The 20024-nt window shown below is 39.3% G+C and carries 19 protein-coding genes; 13 read left to right on the forward strand and 6 right to left on the reverse strand.

What is annotated here, in order from left to right; translation table 11 throughout:
• Positions 1–46 precede the first annotated feature (46 nt).
• On the forward strand, positions 47–1375 hold the full coding sequence (locus PESP_RS09980) for a glycoside-pentoside-hexuronide (GPH):cation symporter (protein WP_089347897.1): 1329 nt from the start codon (positions 47–49) through the stop codon (positions 1373–1375).
• A 63-nt stretch (positions 1376–1438) separates the two neighbouring features.
• Positions 1439–2443 carry a LacI family DNA-binding transcriptional regulator gene (locus PESP_RS09985; protein ID WP_089347898.1) on the forward strand — a complete coding sequence of 335 codons (1005 nt, stop codon included), beginning with the start codon at positions 1439–1441 and terminating at the stop codon, positions 2441–2443.
• Between the two features lie 47 nt (positions 2444–2490).
• Here the strand turns inward: PESP_RS09985 and PESP_RS09990 are convergent, their stop codons facing one another.
• Positions 2491–3159: a DUF2987 domain-containing protein gene (locus PESP_RS09990; protein ID WP_089347899.1), complete on the reverse strand. Its 669-nt coding sequence runs from the start codon at positions 3157–3159 to the stop codon at positions 2491–2493.
• Positions 3152–3961 (reverse strand): glucosaminidase domain-containing protein, encoded by an 810-nt coding sequence (locus tag PESP_RS09995; RefSeq protein ID WP_089347900.1) that lies wholly within the window; start codon positions 3959–3961, stop codon positions 3152–3154. The genes PESP_RS09990 and PESP_RS09995 overlap by 8 nt, the downstream gene beginning before the upstream one ends.
• Positions 3962–4137: 176 nt before the next feature.
• Here PESP_RS09995 and PESP_RS10000 point away from each other — a divergent pair, with 176 nt between their 5' ends.
• Positions 4138–5430, forward strand: coding sequence for an anti-phage deoxyguanosine triphosphatase (locus PESP_RS10000; protein ID WP_089347901.1), 1293 nt, complete (start codon positions 4138–4140; stop codon positions 5428–5430).
• 124 nt (positions 5431–5554) lie between these two features.
• On the opposite strand, the gene PESP_RS10005 is transcribed toward PESP_RS10000, so the two are convergent.
• Positions 5555–7711, reverse strand: a complete 2157-nt coding sequence (locus PESP_RS10005) for a prolyl oligopeptidase family serine peptidase (protein ID WP_089347902.1) — start codon at positions 7709–7711, stop codon at positions 5555–5557.
• Between the two features lie 155 nt (positions 7712–7866).
• On the opposite strand from PESP_RS10005, the gene PESP_RS10010 reads away from it, so the two are divergent.
• Together PESP_RS10010 and PESP_RS10015 are read left to right on the forward strand one after the other, a co-directional pair.
• Positions 7867–8178: an Mpo1-like protein gene (locus PESP_RS10010; protein WP_089347903.1), complete on the forward strand. Its 312-nt coding sequence runs from the start codon at positions 7867–7869 to the stop codon at positions 8176–8178.
• Between the two features lie 446 nt (positions 8179–8624).
• The gene (locus PESP_RS10015) at positions 8625–11192 is read left to right on the forward strand and encodes a TonB-dependent receptor plug domain-containing protein (protein ID WP_089347904.1); all 2568 of its coding nucleotides are present in this window, start codon (positions 8625–8627) and stop codon (positions 11190–11192) included.
• A gap of 80 nt (positions 11193–11272) precedes the next feature.
• Here the strand turns inward: PESP_RS10015 and PESP_RS10020 are convergent, their stop codons facing one another.
• The 3 genes from PESP_RS10020 to PESP_RS10030 all read right to left on the reverse strand — a co-directional run bounded on the left by PESP_RS10020 (position 11273) and on the right by PESP_RS10030 (position 14559).
• Complete coding sequence (locus PESP_RS10020; protein ID WP_281255088.1) at positions 11273–12274, reverse strand: branched-chain amino acid aminotransferase; 1002 nt, start codon at positions 12272–12274, stop codon at positions 11273–11275.
• Positions 12275–12466: 192 nt separating this feature from the next.
• Positions 12467–13519, reverse strand: coding sequence for a fatty acid desaturase family protein (locus PESP_RS10025; protein WP_089347906.1), 1053 nt, complete (start codon positions 13517–13519; stop codon positions 12467–12469).
• Entirely contained in the window at positions 13516–14559 is a 1044-nt protein-coding gene (locus PESP_RS10030) for a flavin reductase family protein (RefSeq protein WP_089347907.1), read from the reverse strand. Before PESP_RS10030 ends, PESP_RS10025 begins: the two co-directional genes overlap by 4 nt.
• Before the next feature lie 422 nt (positions 14560–14981).
• Here PESP_RS10030 and PESP_RS10035 point away from each other — a divergent pair, with 422 nt between their 5' ends.
• The 8 genes from PESP_RS10035 (at position 14982) to PESP_RS10070 (ending at position 20003) form a co-directional block, all read left to right on the forward strand.
• A complete protein-coding gene (locus PESP_RS10035) occupies positions 14982–16064 on the forward strand; it encodes a PQQ-dependent sugar dehydrogenase (RefSeq protein ID WP_089349143.1) in 1083 nt (360 codons plus the stop codon).
• 137 nt (positions 16065–16201) lie between these two features.
• Positions 16202–16381: a DUF6435 family protein gene (locus PESP_RS10040; RefSeq protein WP_089347908.1), complete on the forward strand. Its 180-nt coding sequence runs from the start codon at positions 16202–16204 to the stop codon at positions 16379–16381.
• A 574-nt stretch (positions 16382–16955) separates the two neighbouring features.
• Positions 16956–17255 (forward strand): hypothetical protein, encoded by a 300-nt coding sequence (locus tag PESP_RS10045; protein ID WP_245852059.1) that lies wholly within the window; start codon positions 16956–16958, stop codon positions 17253–17255.
• 91 nt (positions 17256–17346) lie between these two features.
• Entirely contained in the window at positions 17347–17688 is a 342-nt protein-coding gene (locus PESP_RS10050; protein ID WP_089347910.1) for a hypothetical protein, read from the forward strand.
• Between the two features lie 131 nt (positions 17689–17819).
• The gene (locus PESP_RS10055; protein ID WP_089347911.1) at positions 17820–18506 is read left to right on the forward strand and encodes a hypothetical protein; all 687 of its coding nucleotides are present in this window, start codon (positions 17820–17822) and stop codon (positions 18504–18506) included.
• Positions 18503–18952: a hypothetical protein gene (locus PESP_RS10060; RefSeq protein ID WP_089347912.1), complete on the forward strand. Its 450-nt coding sequence runs from the start codon at positions 18503–18505 to the stop codon at positions 18950–18952. Before PESP_RS10055 ends, PESP_RS10060 begins: the two co-directional genes overlap by 4 nt.
• 63 nt (positions 18953–19015) lie before the next feature.
• Positions 19016–19423 carry a hypothetical protein gene (locus PESP_RS10065; protein WP_125939511.1) on the forward strand — a complete coding sequence of 136 codons (408 nt, stop codon included), beginning with the start codon at positions 19016–19018 and terminating at the stop codon, positions 19421–19423.
• 142 nt (positions 19424–19565) lie between these two features.
• Positions 19566–20003 carry a hypothetical protein gene (locus tag PESP_RS10070; RefSeq protein WP_089347914.1) on the forward strand — a complete coding sequence of 146 codons (438 nt, stop codon included), beginning with the start codon at positions 19566–19568 and terminating at the stop codon, positions 20001–20003.
• Positions 20004–20024 lie beyond the last annotated feature (21 nt).

The following is a 20024-nucleotide window of genomic DNA, read 5'->3' on the forward strand; positions in this document are numbered from 1 at the left end:
CGATTAATCGCATAAATAAAAAATTAAAAAGCGAGAACCTAAAATCATGATAAGTGTAAAAGAAAAAATAGCCTATGGCCTTGGCGATACGGCAAGTAATATTATTTTTCAAACAGTTATGATGTTTTTAATGCTTTACTACACAGACGTAGTAGGCCTTTCTCCCGCGGTTGTGGGTACCATGTTTTTAGTGGTTAGGTTATTTGATGCTGTTACCGACCCAGTAATGGGTAACTTAGCCGATAAAACACAGTCTCGCTTTGGCCATTTTAGGCCTTATTTATTATGGCTGGCGCTGCCCTTTGCGCTTATTAGTATTTTAGCTTTTACAACCCCTGATTTGCAGGGCACTGAAAAAATTGTATACGCCTTTACAACCTACACCTTACTTATGGTTGCTTATACCGCCATTAATATACCTTATTGTGCGCTTGGCGGCGTGCTTACCAACAATGTGAAAGAACGTGTAAGCGTGCAATCTTACCGCTTTGTATTTGGTATGTTAGGTGGCGTTATTGTAGCCGGCTGTACTATGCCTATGGTCGAATATTTTGGCCAAGGCGACAGTGCAAAAGGCTACCAATACACCATGACAGTCATGAGCCTTTTAGGCTTGGTGCTATTTTTACTTTGCTTTTTTGGCACTAAAGAACGTGTACAGCAACCTTTAGATCAAAACCTCTCTCTTGCTAAAAGTTTAAAAACTTTAGTAAAAAACGATCAATGGCGTGTGTTATGTGGCGCAGCATTGTTTTTACTTACAGGGCAAGTATTGCGCTTAACCCTAGGCGTTTATTACGTAAAGTATTATTTAGGCGAAGAGGAGCTAATAACCTCATTTATGACCTTAGGGGTTGTAGCCAGTATGATTGGTTGTGCGTTAGCACAGCCTTTAGCTAAACGTTTTTGTAAAATAAAAGCCTACATTAGCCTGCAATTAATTGCTGCAGGCATTTGTATTGCCAGTTACTTTATTACCCCAGATAACATAACACTTGCTTTTGCTGCGTTTATTTTATGGAAGTTCTTTTTAGATATGGCTACACCTTTACTGTGGGCAAAAATGGCCGACACCATTGACTACGGACACCATAAAACGGGCGTAAGAATTACCGGTTTAGTGTATTCAGGCGTTATATTTTTTATAAAAATGGGCGTCGCCCTTGGCGGTGCAATTGCAGGGTGGTTATTAAGTTTTTATAATTATCAGGCGCAAACACTACAAAGTATAGAAACCCAGCAAGGCATTTTGCTATCGTTTACCATTATTCCTGCTTTTGGCTCTTTGTTGGTCGCATTTATTATGCGTAAATATACGCTTAGTAACACACAATTAGCGTCTATTCAGGCGTCACTAAAAACTAGTACTAGTTAACATTTGGCGGGTGCGCTATTATTTGCCCGCCAAAATAAAGGATATAAGTGAGTTAACAATAACATGGCCACAATATATGAAGTGTCGGAACTTGCTGGCGTATCGTTAGCCACTGTTTCACGGGTAATGAACAAAAACACCCGCGTAAGTGAAAAAACCACCAAAAAAGTGCTTGATGCCATGCAGCAGCTTGGTTACAAGCCTAACTCTATTGCACAATCCCTTGCTTCAAACAGAACCAACAGTGTAGGTATTTTAGTTTCGGAGCTCCACGGCCCTTTCTTTGCACAAATGATGGCGGGGATTGAATCTGCACTTCGCGCTGCAGGCAAGCACGTTATTATCACCACAGGCCACAGTGAAGACGACAAAGAACAAGACGGAATAGAGTTTTTAATTAGCCGTAAGTGTGATGCGCTCATACTCCATGTAGAGTCAGTTTCTGATGAATACCTGATTGAGCTCAGTAAAGGAAAAACGCCTATTTACTTAATCAACCGCTACGTAGACGAGCTTAAAGACAACTGTATAAGCCTTGATAACGAACTCGGTGGCTATTTAGCAAGTAAATCAATTGTAGAGCAAGGTCATACTAATATTGCCTATATTGCCGGCCCTCAAGTTAAAGCTGATGCTCGCAACCGTTTAAAGGGACATAAAAAAGCCCTGCATGAAAAAAACATCCCCTTTAACGATGCGCTATTTTACGAAGGTGATTTTAACGAAATTGGCGGCAGTAAAGGCTTAGAATACTTATTAAATACACAGCTTCCCTTTAGCGCTTTAGTATGTGCCAACGATGAAATGGCATCAGGTGCTATGAAATACGCCCGTGAACACGGCTTTAACTTGCCAGAAGACTTATCGGTAATAGGTTTTGATAACGTAATATTCGCCAATTACCTCTACCCTACTCTCACCACAATAGATAACCCAGTGGAAGAAATGGGAGAAATGGCCGCAAAAATGGTACTTCAAAACGTGTATCAGTTTAAAAACTTAAATATAAACCGAGTATTTGAGCCAACATTAATAACCCGCGACTCTACTCAAGCGTTTTTAAAATAAAACACAGCAAAAAACGGCGCCTTAAGCGCCGTTTTATAGTTTGTATTTTACTTGGCAATCCAAGGCGTTACTTTAACTACATTACTAATATTGCCAAGTGAGGTAGAGTCATCTTCCCAATTGTCTTCAACGGCAAAATAACACACTGACTTTTCGCATTTAATGCTGTTGTCGTTAAGGTTTAACGGCGTTTTAAACGTAACCGCTACACCTTTTTGCTCAGGCAATAAAAACCACATTAATTTACTTACAAAAAAGCCCGACAAATCAGTTAATAACTCATCTAACTCTTGGTTAATAGTATAAAGCGACTGCTTAGTAAGGCTAAGCCCTTCAAGCTCATTCGCTTCAATTTGCAGTTTAAGTTGGCAATCGTGATTTGGGTTTTGCGGCTCGACAACAATTACTGCTTTGTCGCTATCAAGCTGTTTATCAAACGGTAAAAGTAATTGAGCTTTATCGGTAAAGTTAAGCGGGTATTCGTTATTTTCAGTTAAAATAGTGCCGTTTTTTATTGCACAGGCTTCGTTACTGGCTATATCGCTAATGTAAAAATTTACGCGGGCATATTGAAAGTCCCCTTTATTTACAACCTTTAACCTATCGTAAAAGCCATCGTACGACATAACAAATTCTTTAGCGTTAACGTTTAGCGCTAAAGTACTTAGCAATAATAGCGATAGCGCTTTAGTGCTGTTTAAAATACCTTTATTCATCAAAGTACGCTCTATTTTGGTTGATCATGGTGTTTAGCTCTTCTATGTAGGCTTCGCCGCGCTCAGAGTAAGACATTAAGCCATGCGTTAAGGCTGTCGCTGCAATCGGCTTTTGTTGACGACGTAAATCTTCGCGAATTGCGCGTAATTCTTTATAAGCATTATGAGTATTAATATTTCTAAAATACGAGCTTACTGCTGCGCGTACCGACTTAAACGCAGCAACTTCGTGCGCTGCTCCGCTGTTTCGGCGCCTAGGCACCATGCCGCAGCCTTTTGAATAACACCACTGACCAAAAAAGTTAAGGCCAATGCGTGCAAAACGCGATGTCCCCCACGCAGACTCATTAGCCGCTTGCATTAGCGCAAGCTCCTTGGGAATAATATCTACACGGCGAAGTGCTTGGCTGAGCATTAAACCATTAACGGTTTCTGGTAATCCGTAGAGCTTTAAAATTTTAACAATATCGCGCTGTTGTTTAGCTTCTAGAGGCTCATTGTATTCAAGCATCATGCGCGCTATTTCTAATTTAGCGCGTTGCTGGAGTATTTTTTTATTTTCAGCCTCAACATGTGGGCGAAAAAAATCAAAAAAGGCCTGTTTTTTTTGTTTAACATCAGCAAATTCAGAAAACTTAGGTATTTTAACATTGTGCAAAGGTTTTTCTTTTTTCTGCACTTTTTTAGGTTGCTCACTAGTGGCTTGTTCATCAACCTCTAGCTCATCACTTTGCATAAAGGGGTATGCAAGTGCCCAAACAAAAAACACGGTTAATAAAAACTGAAAAATGGTCTTTAGCATGTATTCTCTCATTCAAACTACGAATTATGCATGGCTAATACGCACACATACGAGTGTCCATTATACCTAAGCCACCTTATAAACGCGAATAAGCAAATTTGTTCATTAGCAATTTATAAACGCAAAGGTATACTGAGCTAATACCGTGTTTAATAACGTTTTGTGAGTAAAGCAGTATGGATAAGCAATGGCAAAGCCGAATAATAGATCAGTATAAACACCGCCCTAACGATAACCGTTCGCCTTGGCAGGTAGACCGCTCGCGAATTATTCATGCCGCTGCTTTTAGGCGTTTACAAGCAAAAACCCAAATTATGGGAATTGGCTTAAACGACTTTTATCGCACTCGCTTAACTCACTCATTAGAAGTGTCGCAAATTGGTACCGGTATTTTGCGCCATTTAAGAGCACAACATAGTAGTTTTGAGCATTTTCCATCAACGGGCCTACTAGAAACCTTGTGTTTAGCGCACGATATTGGCCACCCACCGTTTGGTCACGGTGGCGAAATAGCCCTTAATTACATGATGCGAGAGCACGGCGGTTTTGAAGGCAACGCACAAACATTACGTATTGTTGCAAAGCTTGAGCCCTACTCGAACGGCCACGGTATGAACCTTACACGCCGCACTTTGCTTGGGTTTATTAAATACCCGGCATTTATAAATGATTTATGGCACACCATTCCAGAGGTAAATAACACACGCTCGTTTATTAAAGCCGATGACTGGCGACCTGCAAAAGGGTTATATAAAGACGATGAACAAATATTCGACTGGATCATAGCCCCATTAAGTGACGCAGATAAAACCCTATTAACCAGCCATATTAATGTTGATAAATACCGCGCTAAAACACGCTATAAATCACTCGACAGCGCCATAATGGAACACGCCGACGATATAGCCTACGCAGTTCACGACCTAGAAGATGCCATAGCCACTAAAGTACTTACCTTAGATGATTGGCAAACCCATGCCCTACCGCATTTAAAAGCGCTTAATTTTAAGTGGCTCAATAACTTACTCGATTCACTTACCCAGCGCTTATTCTCAAAAAACGACTTTGAACGAAAAGACGCCATAGGCGAGCTGGTTAATACCTTTATTATTCATATACATTTAGATACTCAAAACGATGCATTTGAATGCCCTATTTTAAAGTACACCGCTAAGTTAGATACTCAGTACGATCACGTATTACAAATACTAAAGCGCTTTGTGTTTCAGCGCTTAATACGTGACCCAGAAATGCAGCAAATAGAGTTTAAAGGTCAAAACTTACTTATTGAACTATTCACCGCGTTTGCAAGCGACCCACTGCGTTTATTACCCGAAACCACGCAAGCACTTTATATAGAGGCACAAAAACAAGACCAAGGTATGCGTATAATATGCGATTACTTAAGCGGCATGAGCGACGAATATGCGTATAAAACGTATCAGCGATTATTCTCACCTATGCAGTAGCAGTCCCAATAAAGTAGCGCGATAATTCTTAATTAAGCGAGTTAATTTAGTACCCATAAGCAATATTATAAAGACCGAGTAAATTAAATTGACTCGGCCTTTTTGCTTAAGCTATTTAGTGTTTTTATAAAGACTCAATACCCATGTTATATAAAGTAAAACCAAATATATCAGCGTATTGCTCAATAACCTTACTGGTTGGTGTGCCACCGCCGTGCCCTGCATTTGTTTCTATGCGAATAAGCATTGGATTACTACCCGTTTGTTTTGCTTGAAGTTCAGCGGCAAATTTAAACGAATGTGAAGGCACAACGCGGTCATCGTGATCGCCCGTGGTGATCATAGTAGCAGGATACTCAACACCTGCTTTTACATTATGAAGTGGTGAGTAGCCTTTAATGTATTCAAACATTTCTTTACTTTGCTCACTGGTGCCATAGTCGTATGCCCAGCCAGCACCTGCGGTAAATGTATGATAGCGCACTATATCAAGTACACCTACAGCAGGAAGCGCCACTTGAAATAAGTCAGGACGCTGCGTCATTACTGCGCCAACCAATAAGCCACCGTTAGAGCCACCACGAAGTGCTAAACGCTTTTTAGAGGTGTACTTTTTATCTTTTAAGTACTCAGCTGCGGCAATAAAGTCATCAAACACATTTTGCTTTTGCAGCTTTGTACCTGCATTATGCCAATCTTTACCGTATTCACCGCCACCACGAATATTAGCAACGGCATACACGCCACCTTGCTCAAGCCACACAGCATTAATCGGGCTAAAACTTGGTGTTAAACTAATATTAAAACCACCGTAACCATATAAAATAGTTGGGTTTGAACCATCAAGTTTAATGCCTTTTTTATAGGTGATAATCATCGGTATTTTAGTGCCATCTTTTGATTTGTAAAAAACTTGCTCAGACGTGTAATCATCGCTATTAAAATCAATAGCTGATTTACGATATACGCTGGACTCGCCTGTATTTACATCAAATGTATAGGTTGTGCCCGGTGTTGTGTAATTAGTAAACGAGTAATAAAGTGTTGTTTGATCTTTTTTACCTCTAAAGCCGCGCGCAGTGCCTATACTAGGCAAACTTATTTCACGAATAACCTCGCCTTTTTTGTTGTACTGTTTGACCTGTGAAATAGCATCAACCATGTAGTTGGCAAAAAAGGTATCACCACCTTTTGTAAGGTTTAATACATTTTTGGTTTCTTCAATTAAATCGACCCAATTATCAGGCGTTGGATTTAGAGCATCTACTGTCACTACTTTTTTGTTTGGTGCGTTAAGGTTAGTAACTATAAATAGTTTGCTACCTTCGTTATCAATCACAGTTGTATCTGAATCCGTATTACCAACAACAGTTATAAACTCGCTATTCTCTTTTGTTAAATCTTTTATAAATAGCTTATTGCCTGAAGTAGACATACTGGCTGAAATAAGTAAATAACGACCATCATGGGTTACATCGGCGCCAACATAACGGTGTTTTTGCGCATCAGTTTCACCAAACACTACATTGTCGGTAGATTGCTTTGTCCCTAATTTATGATAATACGCTTTATGTTGATCAGTTTTAGCCGAAAGCTCACTGCCTTTAGGCTTTTCGTAACTTGAATAATAAAAGCCCTCGTTACCTAGCCAATCAATACCACTAAATTTAACATCAACAAGTGCTTCTTCAACTTGCTCTTTAGTATGAGTATCAATAATAATAATTTTTCGCCAATCACTGCCACCTTCAGATAATTGATACGCTAATAATGAGCCATCTTTAGAAAACGATAAGCCCGACATAGACGTCGTGCCATCTTCGCTAAACTTGTTAGGGTCTAAAAATACTTCAACTTCACCGCCCTCTTTACTGCGATACAATATTGACTGATTTTGTAGGCCATCATTTTTGTAAAAATAAGTGTAATCGCCTTCTGTAAAAGGTGCGCCAACTTTTTCATAGTCCATTAGTTTTTCAAGGCGCTGCTTTAACTTATCGCGATAAGGTATTTGCTCTAAATAAGAAAACGTTAAATTGTTTTGCGTTTTAACCCAATCAGCGGTTTCTTCGCTCATATCATCTTCTAGCCAGCGGTAAGGGTCTGCAATATTTTCCTCAAAATAGGTATCTACTACGTCACCTTTTTTTGTTTCTGGGTATATAACTGCGTTAACTTGTTTCATAGGTGGTTTTACTTCTTCTTGCGTTACCGTATTGGTTGGCTCTGAACAGCCACTAAGTGCTACAAGTAGAGCACATGCTAGAGTATGTTTAAACATTAGGAGTTCCGTTCTTAGTTTATTTTGATCAAAACTAGGTTTTTAAATTACTTGTGTCTATTTTAATGCGTTAAAAAACATACATTGCTGTAAACAAATGTAAAAGTAGGCTTTAATAAGCAGTACAGTTAATAATAAAAATAAGAGCAACCATAATGCACACACCAAATACCTTTAACTCTTTTAAAGCGTTTTACCCTTATTATTTAAAAGAGCACCGCAACGTAACTTGCAGGCGTTTACACTTTGTTGGCAGCACATTAGTGCTTGTTGTTATAGCCATTGCTCTGTTTAAGCAGCTGTATGGTTTGCTTTGGTTGTTACCATTAATTGGCTATGGATTTGCGTGGATTGGGCATTTCTTTTTTGAAAAAAATCGACCGGCAACTTTTAAGCACCCTTTTTATAGCTTGTGCGGAGATTGGGTAATGTATAAAGATATATTAACGGGCAAGATTAAATTTTAATTTATTTTAATACCAATTAATTATAAAAATTAAATCCATCCTTTTAATTTTGCATAGTAAACAACGCATAAATAAACCGCCCTTAAATGTTAATTTTAATTAACATTTAAGGGCGGTTTATTTGCTCAATTAAAAGTAATGCTTGGCAGCTTGCTATTTTAAAGCACTTAAACTCATCTTACCTGTTAATTAAAGGTAAACCCTGAACCTCCACTCATTTCTTATACGCATCAACACCTTACAAAAATATGCATACTTATAACCTTTAATAGCGTTTATCTATATAAATGGAGTGTTGTAATTATATACCGCTGATTTTTAATTGAATGTTATTCAATTGACTCACTTTGTTAATACCGTATATGTTCGTAACGCGGCTTGTATTAAATATAAGCATGTATAAAAACAAAAATTACATCAACGGGTAATTAAATGAGGGAAATAACATGAACAAAAACTTACCTTTTAGGTTAAGCAGTTTAAAAGTAAGTACCACACTGGCTATGGGTGCATCGTTGTCATTATTGGGGGCTTTTTCGGCCACCGCAGCAGAGCAACAAACCAGTGTAGAAAAAAATATAGAGCAAATTAGCGTTATAGGCTCGCGTAGAATAGGAAGAACGGTTGAAGATAGTCCGGTGCCTATCGATATTATTGGCGCTGAGTCTCTTAAAAATACCGGCCTTACCGAAACAAATGCATTATTGAGTACTTTGTTACCAAGCTTTAATTTTCCTCAGGCGTCACTTACCGATGGTAGCGACCACGTACGCCCTGCTCAACTGCGCGGGCTAGCTCCTGATCATACCTTAGTTTTAGTTAATGGTAAGCGTCGCCATAGCAGTGCATTACTTAACTTAAATGGCTCCACTGGGCGTGGGTCTTCGTCTGTTGATTTAAATGCGATACCTGCAAACGCAATTGAACGAATTGAAGTATTACGCGATGGCGCAGCAGCGCAGTACGGCTCTGATGCAATAGCGGGTGTTATTAATATTGTACTTAAAAGCGCCAGTAGTGGCGGCTCAGTGGCAGCTATATATGGTGCAAACGTAACCGAAATGGATGGCGTACCGCAGCTTGAATCGGTATCTGAGGGTAGCGATGGCAATCTTGCATTTACTGAAGGTGGCGACCGCTCATTAACCGACGGTCAAACACTCACTTTGCAAGGTAATATTGGTTTAGAGCTTGGCGAGAATGGATTTTTAAATATTTCGACCGAATACCGCGACCGCCATTCAACTAATCGCTCAGATTACGATCAACGCGAAAACTACGACCGCTTAGACGATGGCTCGCTTGACCCCCGTGAGTTTACTGTAAATAGATATAACCACAATTTTGGTAATGGTGATGTTGAAGATTTATCAGTGTTTTATAACGCAGGTTATCAGCTAACTAATGACGCCGAATTATACTCATTTGGCTCTTACTCTAAACGCGAAGGTGAAGGCGCAGGTTTTTATCGTCGTGCAAGCGACAGCCGTAATATTCAAGAAGTTTACCCAGATGGCTTTTTACCTGTGATCACCTCTGATATAAACGACTATTCGTTAGCTTTAGGTGTAAAAGGCTTTGTAAGCGATTGGAATTACGATGTATCTGCTGTTTACGGCGAAGATGAATTTGAATTTGGCGTAACCAATAGTTTAAACACCTCTTATGGCCCTACGAGCCAAACTACTTTTGATGCAGGTACACTCACTTATGATCAACTCACATTAAATGTTGATTTTAGTCGCGAAATTGATGCCGACTTCCTAGCAAGCGGCATTAATGTTGCTCTTGGTGCAGAGTACCGACGCGAAGGTTATCAAATTCAAGCTGGCGAAGAAGCGTCATACGCACAAGGAACATTTGGACCAGGCGGCTTAGTTACCGGTGAAGATGGCCCATTTGGCGCTGCCGGCGCACAGGTATTTCCGGGCTTTACTCCCGAATCAGAAGGCGATAACAGCCGCCACAATGTGAGCTTTTATGTTGATTTAGAAGCCTACATAACAGATGACTGGAACTTAACCGTTGCTGCCCGTTACGAGGATTACTCAGATTTTGGCGACACACTAAACGGTAAAATAGCAACGCGTTATACATTAACTGAAGATCTTGCTATTCGCGCATCGGCTTCGACTGGTTTTAGGGCGCCGTCATTACAACAACAATACTTTACCTCAGTTGCCACTGTATTTGTTGATGGAGTACCTACAGAAACAGGAACTTTTGCTCCAGGCAGCGACGTAGCACAAGCACTTGGTTCTCCGGGGCTAGATGCAGAAGAAGCCACTAACTACGGCGTTGGTTTTACCTGGTCTACCGACTTTAACTTCAGCTTATCGGTAGATTACTACCAAATTTTAATTGATGACCGTATTGTACTGTCTAACAACTTGTCGGGCGATGCTATTGAAGAGCTACTAGCAGGCACTGGCGCTAACCAAGGGCGGTTTTTCTTAAATGCGATAGATAGTAAAACCCGTGGTGTTGATGTGGTTGCATCGTATAACCTTGCTACCGATGGCTATGGCGATATTGCCTTTAACCTAGGCTATAACTACGGTAAAAACGAAGTAACAAATATTATTGACCCACCAGCCGAGCTACAAGGCGCAGGCTTTGATCAAGACAACTTATTCTCAGGCACTGAGCTTCGCCGTTTTGAGGTAAGTACGCCGCGTAATAAATACAATTTAAGTGCCACGTGGACCAACGATGATATTCGCACCACGCTAAGAACAACCCGCTACGGTGAAACGCAAGACCCTTCATCTACGGCTGAGCTTAACGAAGTGCTAAAACCAAAATGGATCACCGACTTAGACGTCGCTTATGCAGCCACCGATAGCTTAACGCTTAGTTTAGGGGCCAATAATATTTTTGATGTGTACCCAGACGCAACACGTGAAAACGTTGAAGAACTAACAACCTTCTCGCGCTTGTTTGCATATTCAAGCTTTTCGCCGTACGGATTTAACGGACGCTACGTATACGGTAAAGTAGAAATGAAGTTTTAACCGAACTAAACCCTTTAAAATACTTAAAAACACAAAAGCCACCTAATCGGTGGCTTTTTAATGCAAGCTGATAAAATCAATTAGATTTTAGTTAACCAGCCGTGCTTATCTTCACTTTTACCCCATTGAATATCGTTCAATGCTTGGCGTAAGCGTGCTGTAGTTGGGCCAGGTTCGCCACTGCCTACTTTGTATTCTTTATCGTTATGAATAAACGTGCCTACTGGCGTTAATACCGCAGCCGTGCCCGAAAGTGCAGCCTCTGTGCCTGGTTTTGCTGCACGTTCTAGTAGCTCAGTTACGCTAAAGTTACGCTCACTTACCGTCATGCCTAAATCTTTAGCTATGGTTAAAATACTATTACGTGTTACACCGTGTAAAAACGTGCTATCAAGCGCTTTAGTAATAATTTCGTTGCCATCAATTAAAATAAAGTTTGCAGCGCCGGTTTCTTGTACGTCGCCACCTGGGCAAAATAAGATTTGATCTGCTTGGTACTTTTCACGTGCTGCGCTTATTGGAGCTAACGCACTGGCGTAGTTACCACCACTTTTAACCATACCCATATGAGGTGCACAGCGCATACCGTCTTCTTCTAATAATACTCGCAGTGCAGTTGCTCCGCCGGAGAAGTAATCCCCTACTGGCGATAGTAACGTGTACAAAAGTGAACTCATTGAAGGCGCCGCTGCTTTACCGATAGCAGCCTCTGTACCTATATGCGTAGGACGAATATACATAGAACCTGGTGGTAATGGTGTTTCATCAGCGTATTCTTTAACAATGTCGATAATCATGTTTTTAAGCATGTCGCCATCAAAACTAGGTAAACTTAATAACGCCGAACTTTGCTGCATGCGCGCAATGTTTGCATCCATTCTGAAAATATAAATAGAGCCGTCTTCGTGTCTAAACGCTTTTAAGCCCTCAAAACAGGTGCTTGAATAATGAAGGACGTGTGCACCCGCATGAAGTTCAAGTTTATCAGAAGGGACGATTGAGCTTTCGCTCCATTGGTTATCAGAAAAACGAGCTTGAATCATCTGCGGCATAAACACAGTACCGAATGCGGCCATTTTAATCTCTCTTGTGTGGTCTATTTTTCTCCATTGTATGACATTCACACATCATTTAACCATAGCTAAAGTAAGGCTTTTTTAATTAACCAAAAGAATTTTTTGCAAGTACTGTTTATAAATTAAACATATTGCTAAGCGCATACAAAAAAGCCGATTAATGCCTGCTTATTAATCGGCTTTTTAAGTGCTTTTTATTTATTTGAATGAGTACCTAATAATGCGTTTTAATACCGAGCCATACTGTTTAAAAAAGCCACCGGTATGATAATCAATACCGTGCTTTTGCATAACAGCTTGTACTTGTGGTGCCACTTCTTGATAGCGCGACGACGGCATATCAGGAAATAAATGATGCTCTATTTGGCAGCTCAAATGCCCAGTTAAAACATGAAACCAATTTGGCCCTTTAATATTAGACGAGCCCAACACTTGGCGATAATACCACTGCCCTTGGCTTTCGTTTATACAGTCTTCTTGTTTAAAGGTTTCGGTGTCTTCGGTAAAGTGACCACAAAAAATAATGGTTGAGGTCCATAAATTACGAATTAAGTTTGCCACTAAATTACCCGCTAATACCCATAAAAATAAAGGCCCTGCAAGTAACGGGAATACAGCATAATCTTTAATTAACTGGCGAGCACCCTTACTAAAAAAACGTTGTTTTAAAGTAGCGTGCGATACACCCCCTTCGCGGTTTTCTTTCTTTTTACCAATAAATACACGTTCGGCTGCAAGTTCGTGATACGACACACCCCACTGAAACAGCACACTTAAATTAATATACGTAAAAAATTGCCACACATTTTTAAAACGCCATTTAAAGTCATCACTTAAACGTAATAGCCCATACCCAAAGTCGCGGTCTTTACCAATAATATTAGTATATGTATGGTGCTCAAAGTTATGTACGCGGTGCCAGCTTTGCCCGTCGCAGGCTATATCCCACTCAAAATGTTGTGAGTTAAGCTGTTTGTCGTTCATCCAATCGTATTGGCCGTGCATAACGTTGTGGCCAATTTCCATGTTGTCTAAAACTTTAGCAAGCGCTAATAACAGTACACCAGCAACCCAAAGTAATGGCTGAATAAAACCAAGCATAAGTAAAATTCGCCCGCTCCATTCACACACTCGCTGTTTGCGTACAACAGAGCGAATGTAGTTTGCATCTTGTTGCCCTACTTTGCTAAGCGTATCCATTTTTATGCTATCTAAATCGCTTGCAAGCTGATCAAAGTTTATGTTTTTCATAGTTGTAACTCCAAGTCGCTAACAGGCTGACTTACACACAGTTGAATTAATTGCTCGCCGTTATCACTAACCTCACCCGTTTTTAAATTGCGCACCACACCTGACTTTTTAACACACTGGCATTGATGGCAAATACCAATACCGCAGCCACGTTTAACCGGTAATTGCTTTGCTTCAAATTGAGGTAATAAAGCATTATTGGCGCTTACTACATAGGCGCTGCTATTAACCTGTACGTTAAATTGGCTGTCGTCACTTAAGCTTGGCAACGCTAAACCAAAGGCTTCTTGGTAGTAAGTTAAGCCGTGTTTATGTGCATAACTTGCCACTACTTGCATAAAGTTTTGTGGTCCGCAGCAATACACATCAGGGTTTTCCCACGTGTTAATATTGCTTGTAATATCACTCGCTTGATCACGTGTAAGCAATAAAAATGAAAAATGTGCATACTTAGCCGCCAACAGGCTTATTTCGTTACTGCATTGGTGCTGCGTAGCCTGCGCATAATAAATAAGCGTCACTTTTTGAGAGGTATGTGCTAAATGCTCATCTAACATTGCAAGCATTGGGGTAATACCTGAGCCGCCTGCTATAAATGTGGCTGGCTTTTCAGCATTTTTATAAACAAAGTCGCCACTTGGCGCCGAAATATTACACCAACGCCCAATTTCAAGCGTATTTGCTAATTGCCCAGTAAAACGACCAACTTGACTAGTTTTAATAAGTAAACGTATTAACCCTGTGCTTTTATAAAATTGCGCGCTTGAGGCAACCGTAAATATACGTGTTAACAAACGCCCGTTAATCTCAACCGTTAAACTAATATGCTGACCCGCTCTGTGAGCACGCCATAGCTTTTGTGGCTTTAAAGTAACACTTAAAAAATCGCCATTTAACAAAGCAACTTGCTTTACTTGCGCTCTAAAAAGCCCTGCTCGCCATGCAGGTTTAAAAGTTTGCATAATGGGCTCTATATAACCTGCAAAACTTTGATGGTGTAAAAACCATTTTGAAAATTGGTCTAATACTTTAGTAATCATTGCTAATTAATCTCTTGGCTTATAAATCACCTAACTTTGAACTTACATGCGTACGCTCAAACTTCAGCGCACAAGTGTACGCTCAAAAAAAATAATTTCAATAGCATTAGAGTAATTATTCAGTTTTTTAGTGTGATTTTTATACAACATTTAACGTTAACACTTATTGTTAACACCTGAGTTTGCACGCAGATAATTAATATTTTTAAACACTTCAACCTAGCAAATAGCACACAAGGCATTGCCTTTATGTTTGAAATTTATGTAGTTTTTAGTACAACGCAACATTTAGCAAAATGTACAGCAGCATGCTAATGTAGGTATTACTTGCTTATTTATTAGATAGGACAATAACCGTGTTTTTACCCATAAAAACGATTGCTAAAACAGTATCAACAGCGTTAATAGCTGTACTGGTTTCAATGCCAGTAGCGGCTGTTGATTACAAAACCCTCGATGTATTACCCCTTAATGTAAAAGCAGTAAATGTGGCTAAAGAAGTTAATATTCCATGGGCTATTGAACCGTTAGCCAATGGTGATTTATTAATATCAGAGCGTACCGGCACACTTTATTTATTACCTAAAAACTCATCTAACTTAACTAAGGTCTCGGGTTTGCCACAAATTGATGCCAACGGGCAAGGCGGTTTACTCGATTTAGCTCTACACAACGACTCAAACAATAGCCAATGGATTTACATTAGTTATTCAAGCAAAACGGGCAGCAAAAGTGGCAGCAATACAGCTTTAATGCGCGCACAGTTAAGTGATGACCACACACAACTTTTGAACACACAAATGCTTTATAAAGGCGAGCACAACAGTACTAAAGGCCAACACTACGGCAGCCGTATTGTGTTTGATGATGAAGGTTATGTTTACTTTTCAATTGGTGATAGAGGCGCACGTAATATAAATCCACAAGATCTCACTCGTGATGGCGGTAAAATATATCGCCTACACGAAGATGGCCGCATACCAAGTGATAATCCATTTATTGATCAAAAAAATGCCAAACCTGCAATTTGGTCATACGGACATCGTAATCCTCAAGGTATGTGGTTTGATAAAGCAACACGTACTTTTTGGTCGCATGAGCACGGTCCGCGCGGCGGCGATGAATTAAACATAATCAACTCCGGTGTTAATTATGGGTGGCCAGTAGTTAGTTATGGCGTTAATTACAGCGGAACCTCGTTTACCGATTTACACGAAAAAGACGGCATGCAATCGCCTGTATTACACTGGACTCCTTCTATTGCCCCCTCCGATATGCTGTATGTAACGAGTGATAAATACCCAAAGCTGAAAGGTAAGCTATTACTCGCATCAATGAAGTTTTCTTTTATTAGCGCACTGGAACTCTCAAAGGGCAAGGTTGTTAAGCAATATAAAATACTCGATGGAATAGGCAGAGTGCGCAGTTTAGCGCAAGGCGCTGATGGGTATATTTATTTAGGCATAGATGGCCAAGGTATTAAACGCTTAGAGCCCAAGCTATAAGCCATTAAATAATCAAAGTATATCTAATGAGGCGTTTACTTTATTTTATAGGGTAAGCGCCTTGCCACTAAAAGAACTTTTTACCTCTTTGCAGCGTATGGTAATAGTATAACTGCTATCCATTAAAGTGAATCACCATGTTTTCAATATTCAAATCAGACCCAACAAAAAAATTGCGTAAAGAGTACGACGCAAAATTAGAACAAGGCATGCAGGCACAGCGTAAAGGCGACATTAAAAGCTACGCCATGTTAAGCGCAGAAGCCGAAAAAATCTGGAGTGAAATAGAAGCGCTTGAAGCTAAAAAAGCCAAGTAAACTCGTCTTAAACGTGTCTGCCCTGTTTAAAAGCAGCAAGACGCGTTTAGTAAATAATTCATCACCTTTTGTTTTAAAGCCTCCACCAGCCAAAAATCACCTTTTATAACATGCTTACATAAACAAGTGTGCTTAAGGCGATTACTCACGTTATTGCCACTGTTTTTAATGAATATTAAATGATTTAAAAAGTGTTTTGGTTTTCATTTTTAAAAATTTAGTTGCTGCATTTACTAAAACGATGGCGTTTTTCCTCCTAAGTCAGAAAATGAGGACACTTTCCTCTTTTCAGCCTGTTATAAAAAGAACACACCGACTTAAAGTTTAATACTCGCAATGTGTTACAGTATTTGTTATTAATATTAAAAATAATAAAGAGGACATACTTTGCTCATAAAAAGAGGAAAGTGTCCTCTGATAAAGTTGTTAGGGCTCAAGGAGTAGCACGTTGTATCGTTCTATAATTGCATTGATTTTGATGGTCTCTGTCAGTAGCGCTTTCGCGTGTAGTTGCATAGAGCGATCACCTGAAGAATATTTTAAAAGTGCTAATACCATTCTTTTTGGGCGCATAATGAAACTCGAAATTGTCTTTGATAATGATAATCGTCCATATCAAAAAATCACTTTAAATAATGAGAAAATGATTAAAGGTAATCAAACTAAGGTTATTTATTCTGCTATGGATAGAAATGGGTGCAACGGAATGTCATTTATGTTGGGTAAAGAGTATGTCGCATTTACAGATTCTGCGGGTTGGATTACTGGGTATTGTGGTGGTACACAAGCAATTTGGCCAAATATGAAACATAGCAAAGAGTTCTTAAAGACTATTCAACAATTAAGCCCTAACAAGCCAATCAAGCGGGACTAAAAACAGTTTGCTCGGTTTCGCTTCGCTACACATTTTAGCAAACAATTTTTAGCCCCTTATTGGGGCGTTATAAGTCACGGAAGCTACTTTAATGAATGTTGAGTTTCAATCATGGATTGAGAGCATTACCGAAAGGCCATCTCTTGAAGCAATAAATATTGGCTTGTTTCAGTCGCAAGATTCGTTCACCGCCTATCTTATTGGCTCAAATGTATACGATCCCAATAATGATGATTGGGCTTGCGAAGAAGATTTTATCCCGTTAAACAAGTATCTAGTGTTGAATGTTGATCTAACCGAATGGCATTCAGTCCAACAATTAATAGTGAAGTCGGTGCAAAAAATAATAAACTCAGGCCAACAAACAATTCTTAACTGTGCACCAAATGTCACGGTTGGTTTTGATGACGGCGAATTAGAAAAGGTTAAGTGACTTATAACAATCACATTAAGTCGCTCGCAGGCTCGCTGGGACAGTAACACGTGGGCTCTGTCGCTTCGCTCGGATTTTAGCCCACGTGTTACTGCCCCTTATGTGGGTGTTAGATTTCGAACGAGGGTCATATGACTATCACAGAAAAAATAGCAATTATCGTTTCAGGATTATCTTTAATTTTGGTAGTTCTATCTATGTTAAAGAACTACTTCAAAAATGAAGACTTTAGGTCTGCATTTAAAAATTACGTTGATCCGTCCACTAAGCTTACGGTTAGAGCAAAGGCATGTAGCAAAATTATCGAGATTGTTTTAGTGGATACCATGCCGCTTGGGAAATACAACAGAAAAGCAATTCTTTTGATGAATTCGGCATTGATAACTTCAGTATCAACTCTTTACAGCAAAAGCGATGCTAGTTCAGCAGAAAAGAAACGTTCCAATACAATCGTAGGTGTGATGCTGCTCGAAAGACTCAAAAAATCTGCCAAGCTACAGTTGGTCTTGTCCTTATGCCTAGTCATAAACTTGTTGGTTTCGTTTCTGCCGACAATTGATTTTAGCTATTTTTTGCTCGCTATTGCTTCTTTACTACTTCTTTGTACACATGCAGACCAGCAACTTATCGAATATAGGATGAAAAAAGGCTGGTATGGCAAAAATGAGTATGAAACCAAAGAGATAATTAATTTTATCATTAGTCATTCAAATAAAGATGACTTCAATGATTCAGGGGGATTGAAACGAGTAATTCCTTTGCCTGAGATTGAACCTGAATCTGAAAAAGCAAGCGGTTTTGGCGGAGCGACGGTATGAATCAAGAATCTGTAACTGAGTTTATTAGAAAGTCGATTAACATTCTATTTGTGTCAAATCCGCGAGGTACAAGTCTTGGTGTTTTAATTGGTGTGATTTTGGATGCTCTTCTAGGATTAGCATCGCCAATTTTAAAAACTGTGGAGGCTTTAAATTTTGGTGCAATTAAAATGTGGCATTTAATTGGTCTTGGCGTAGTTTCTATGAATTTACCCTGTTATCTACGTAGAAAAGAAGTCGATCAATCTATAGTAAAAGCAATTGAATATATTGAAGAGCAAAAGAAAAATGGATCAATCTCTGATTGGCAGGCAAATCAGATGTACGTAAACCTTCATAACAAAGTTCTAGAAAGCGTCACTTTAGATCTGGCTACTCAGGAAACTACGAGTAGTCTCGACGAGCTTGTTACGCAGCCTCAATCTGAGGAAAAATCTAACAAGTAAAGCCACGGGACACAGCAAAGCTGCGCCCGTGCTTTAAGCGTTATGCATTTAGAAGGTGGTTTAATGGTTCGTGCTCTTAAAATTTTAATCTTTGGACTATTTAGTGGACCAATTCTAGCGGAGTTAATCGGCTTCATATCCCCTTTTGTTATGTTACGCGATGAAGAATTAGGATATCAGTTCCAAGACTCAGCTTATTACATCGGAGCATTTTCGAGTGTGTTTTTTTCAATAGCATTGCTGTTTGCTGCTTTTAATACGTCAAAGGTTTCCTATAAAATTGGAAGCTCTGTCATAGCTTTACTTTACATAATGTCCTCGTATTATGTTTTTCTCGACAGTGAGAGCCTAATGGAAACGATAATCTATGACTTAAATTATTTGTGTGGCGTGGCGAGTTTAACTTTAGGGGCCTTTATCGCCTTACACTGTTTTAAAAACACAAATCACTCTGTATATAAACATGCATAACAACTCAATAAACTCACTCACTTCGTTCGCTGGGACGCATACACGCAGGGCGGCTTCGCCATTATGCCCTACGTGCCTGCGCCCGTTATTGAAAAGTTATATTGCTAAAAAAGTACAGTGAGTTTTCAGCATCGGAGAATAAATGAAAAAGGAACTTACAGATATATTTGAAGTTGACTCAGTTCTAAAGACTCTCGTTCTTTGCGTGCTCACAATAGGTTCGTATTTAATCTATAAACTTTACCGTTTTTCAAACCAAATCAACAAGCATACAGAGCTTAAAATATCTAAATATTTTATCCTTACTACTGTAATTTTATTTGGCATTTCATTAGCTAGTTTAATTTATGGTTTAGTTAATATTCACGATTTATCCATTTTAAAAAGCTCAATTGTTATTCATTTGGTTTCAAGTGTTTTTGATGTAACGTGGATAGTTATGGTCCGCAATCGTATAAATCAAATTTCAGGTTCAAGTAAAGGTGACATACTTTGGTTAAATCCATTCATTACATCAATTTTTCATGTAATCTATATGCAACATAAAATTAATCAAAGCTTGGTTAAAACCGCAATATAACAAGCAATTAAAGCGGGACTT

Origin of the sequence: Pseudoalteromonas espejiana DSM 9414, assembly GCF_002221525.1 — a bacterium.
Lineage (GTDB): Bacteria > Pseudomonadota > Gammaproteobacteria > Enterobacterales > Alteromonadaceae > Pseudoalteromonas > Pseudoalteromonas espejiana.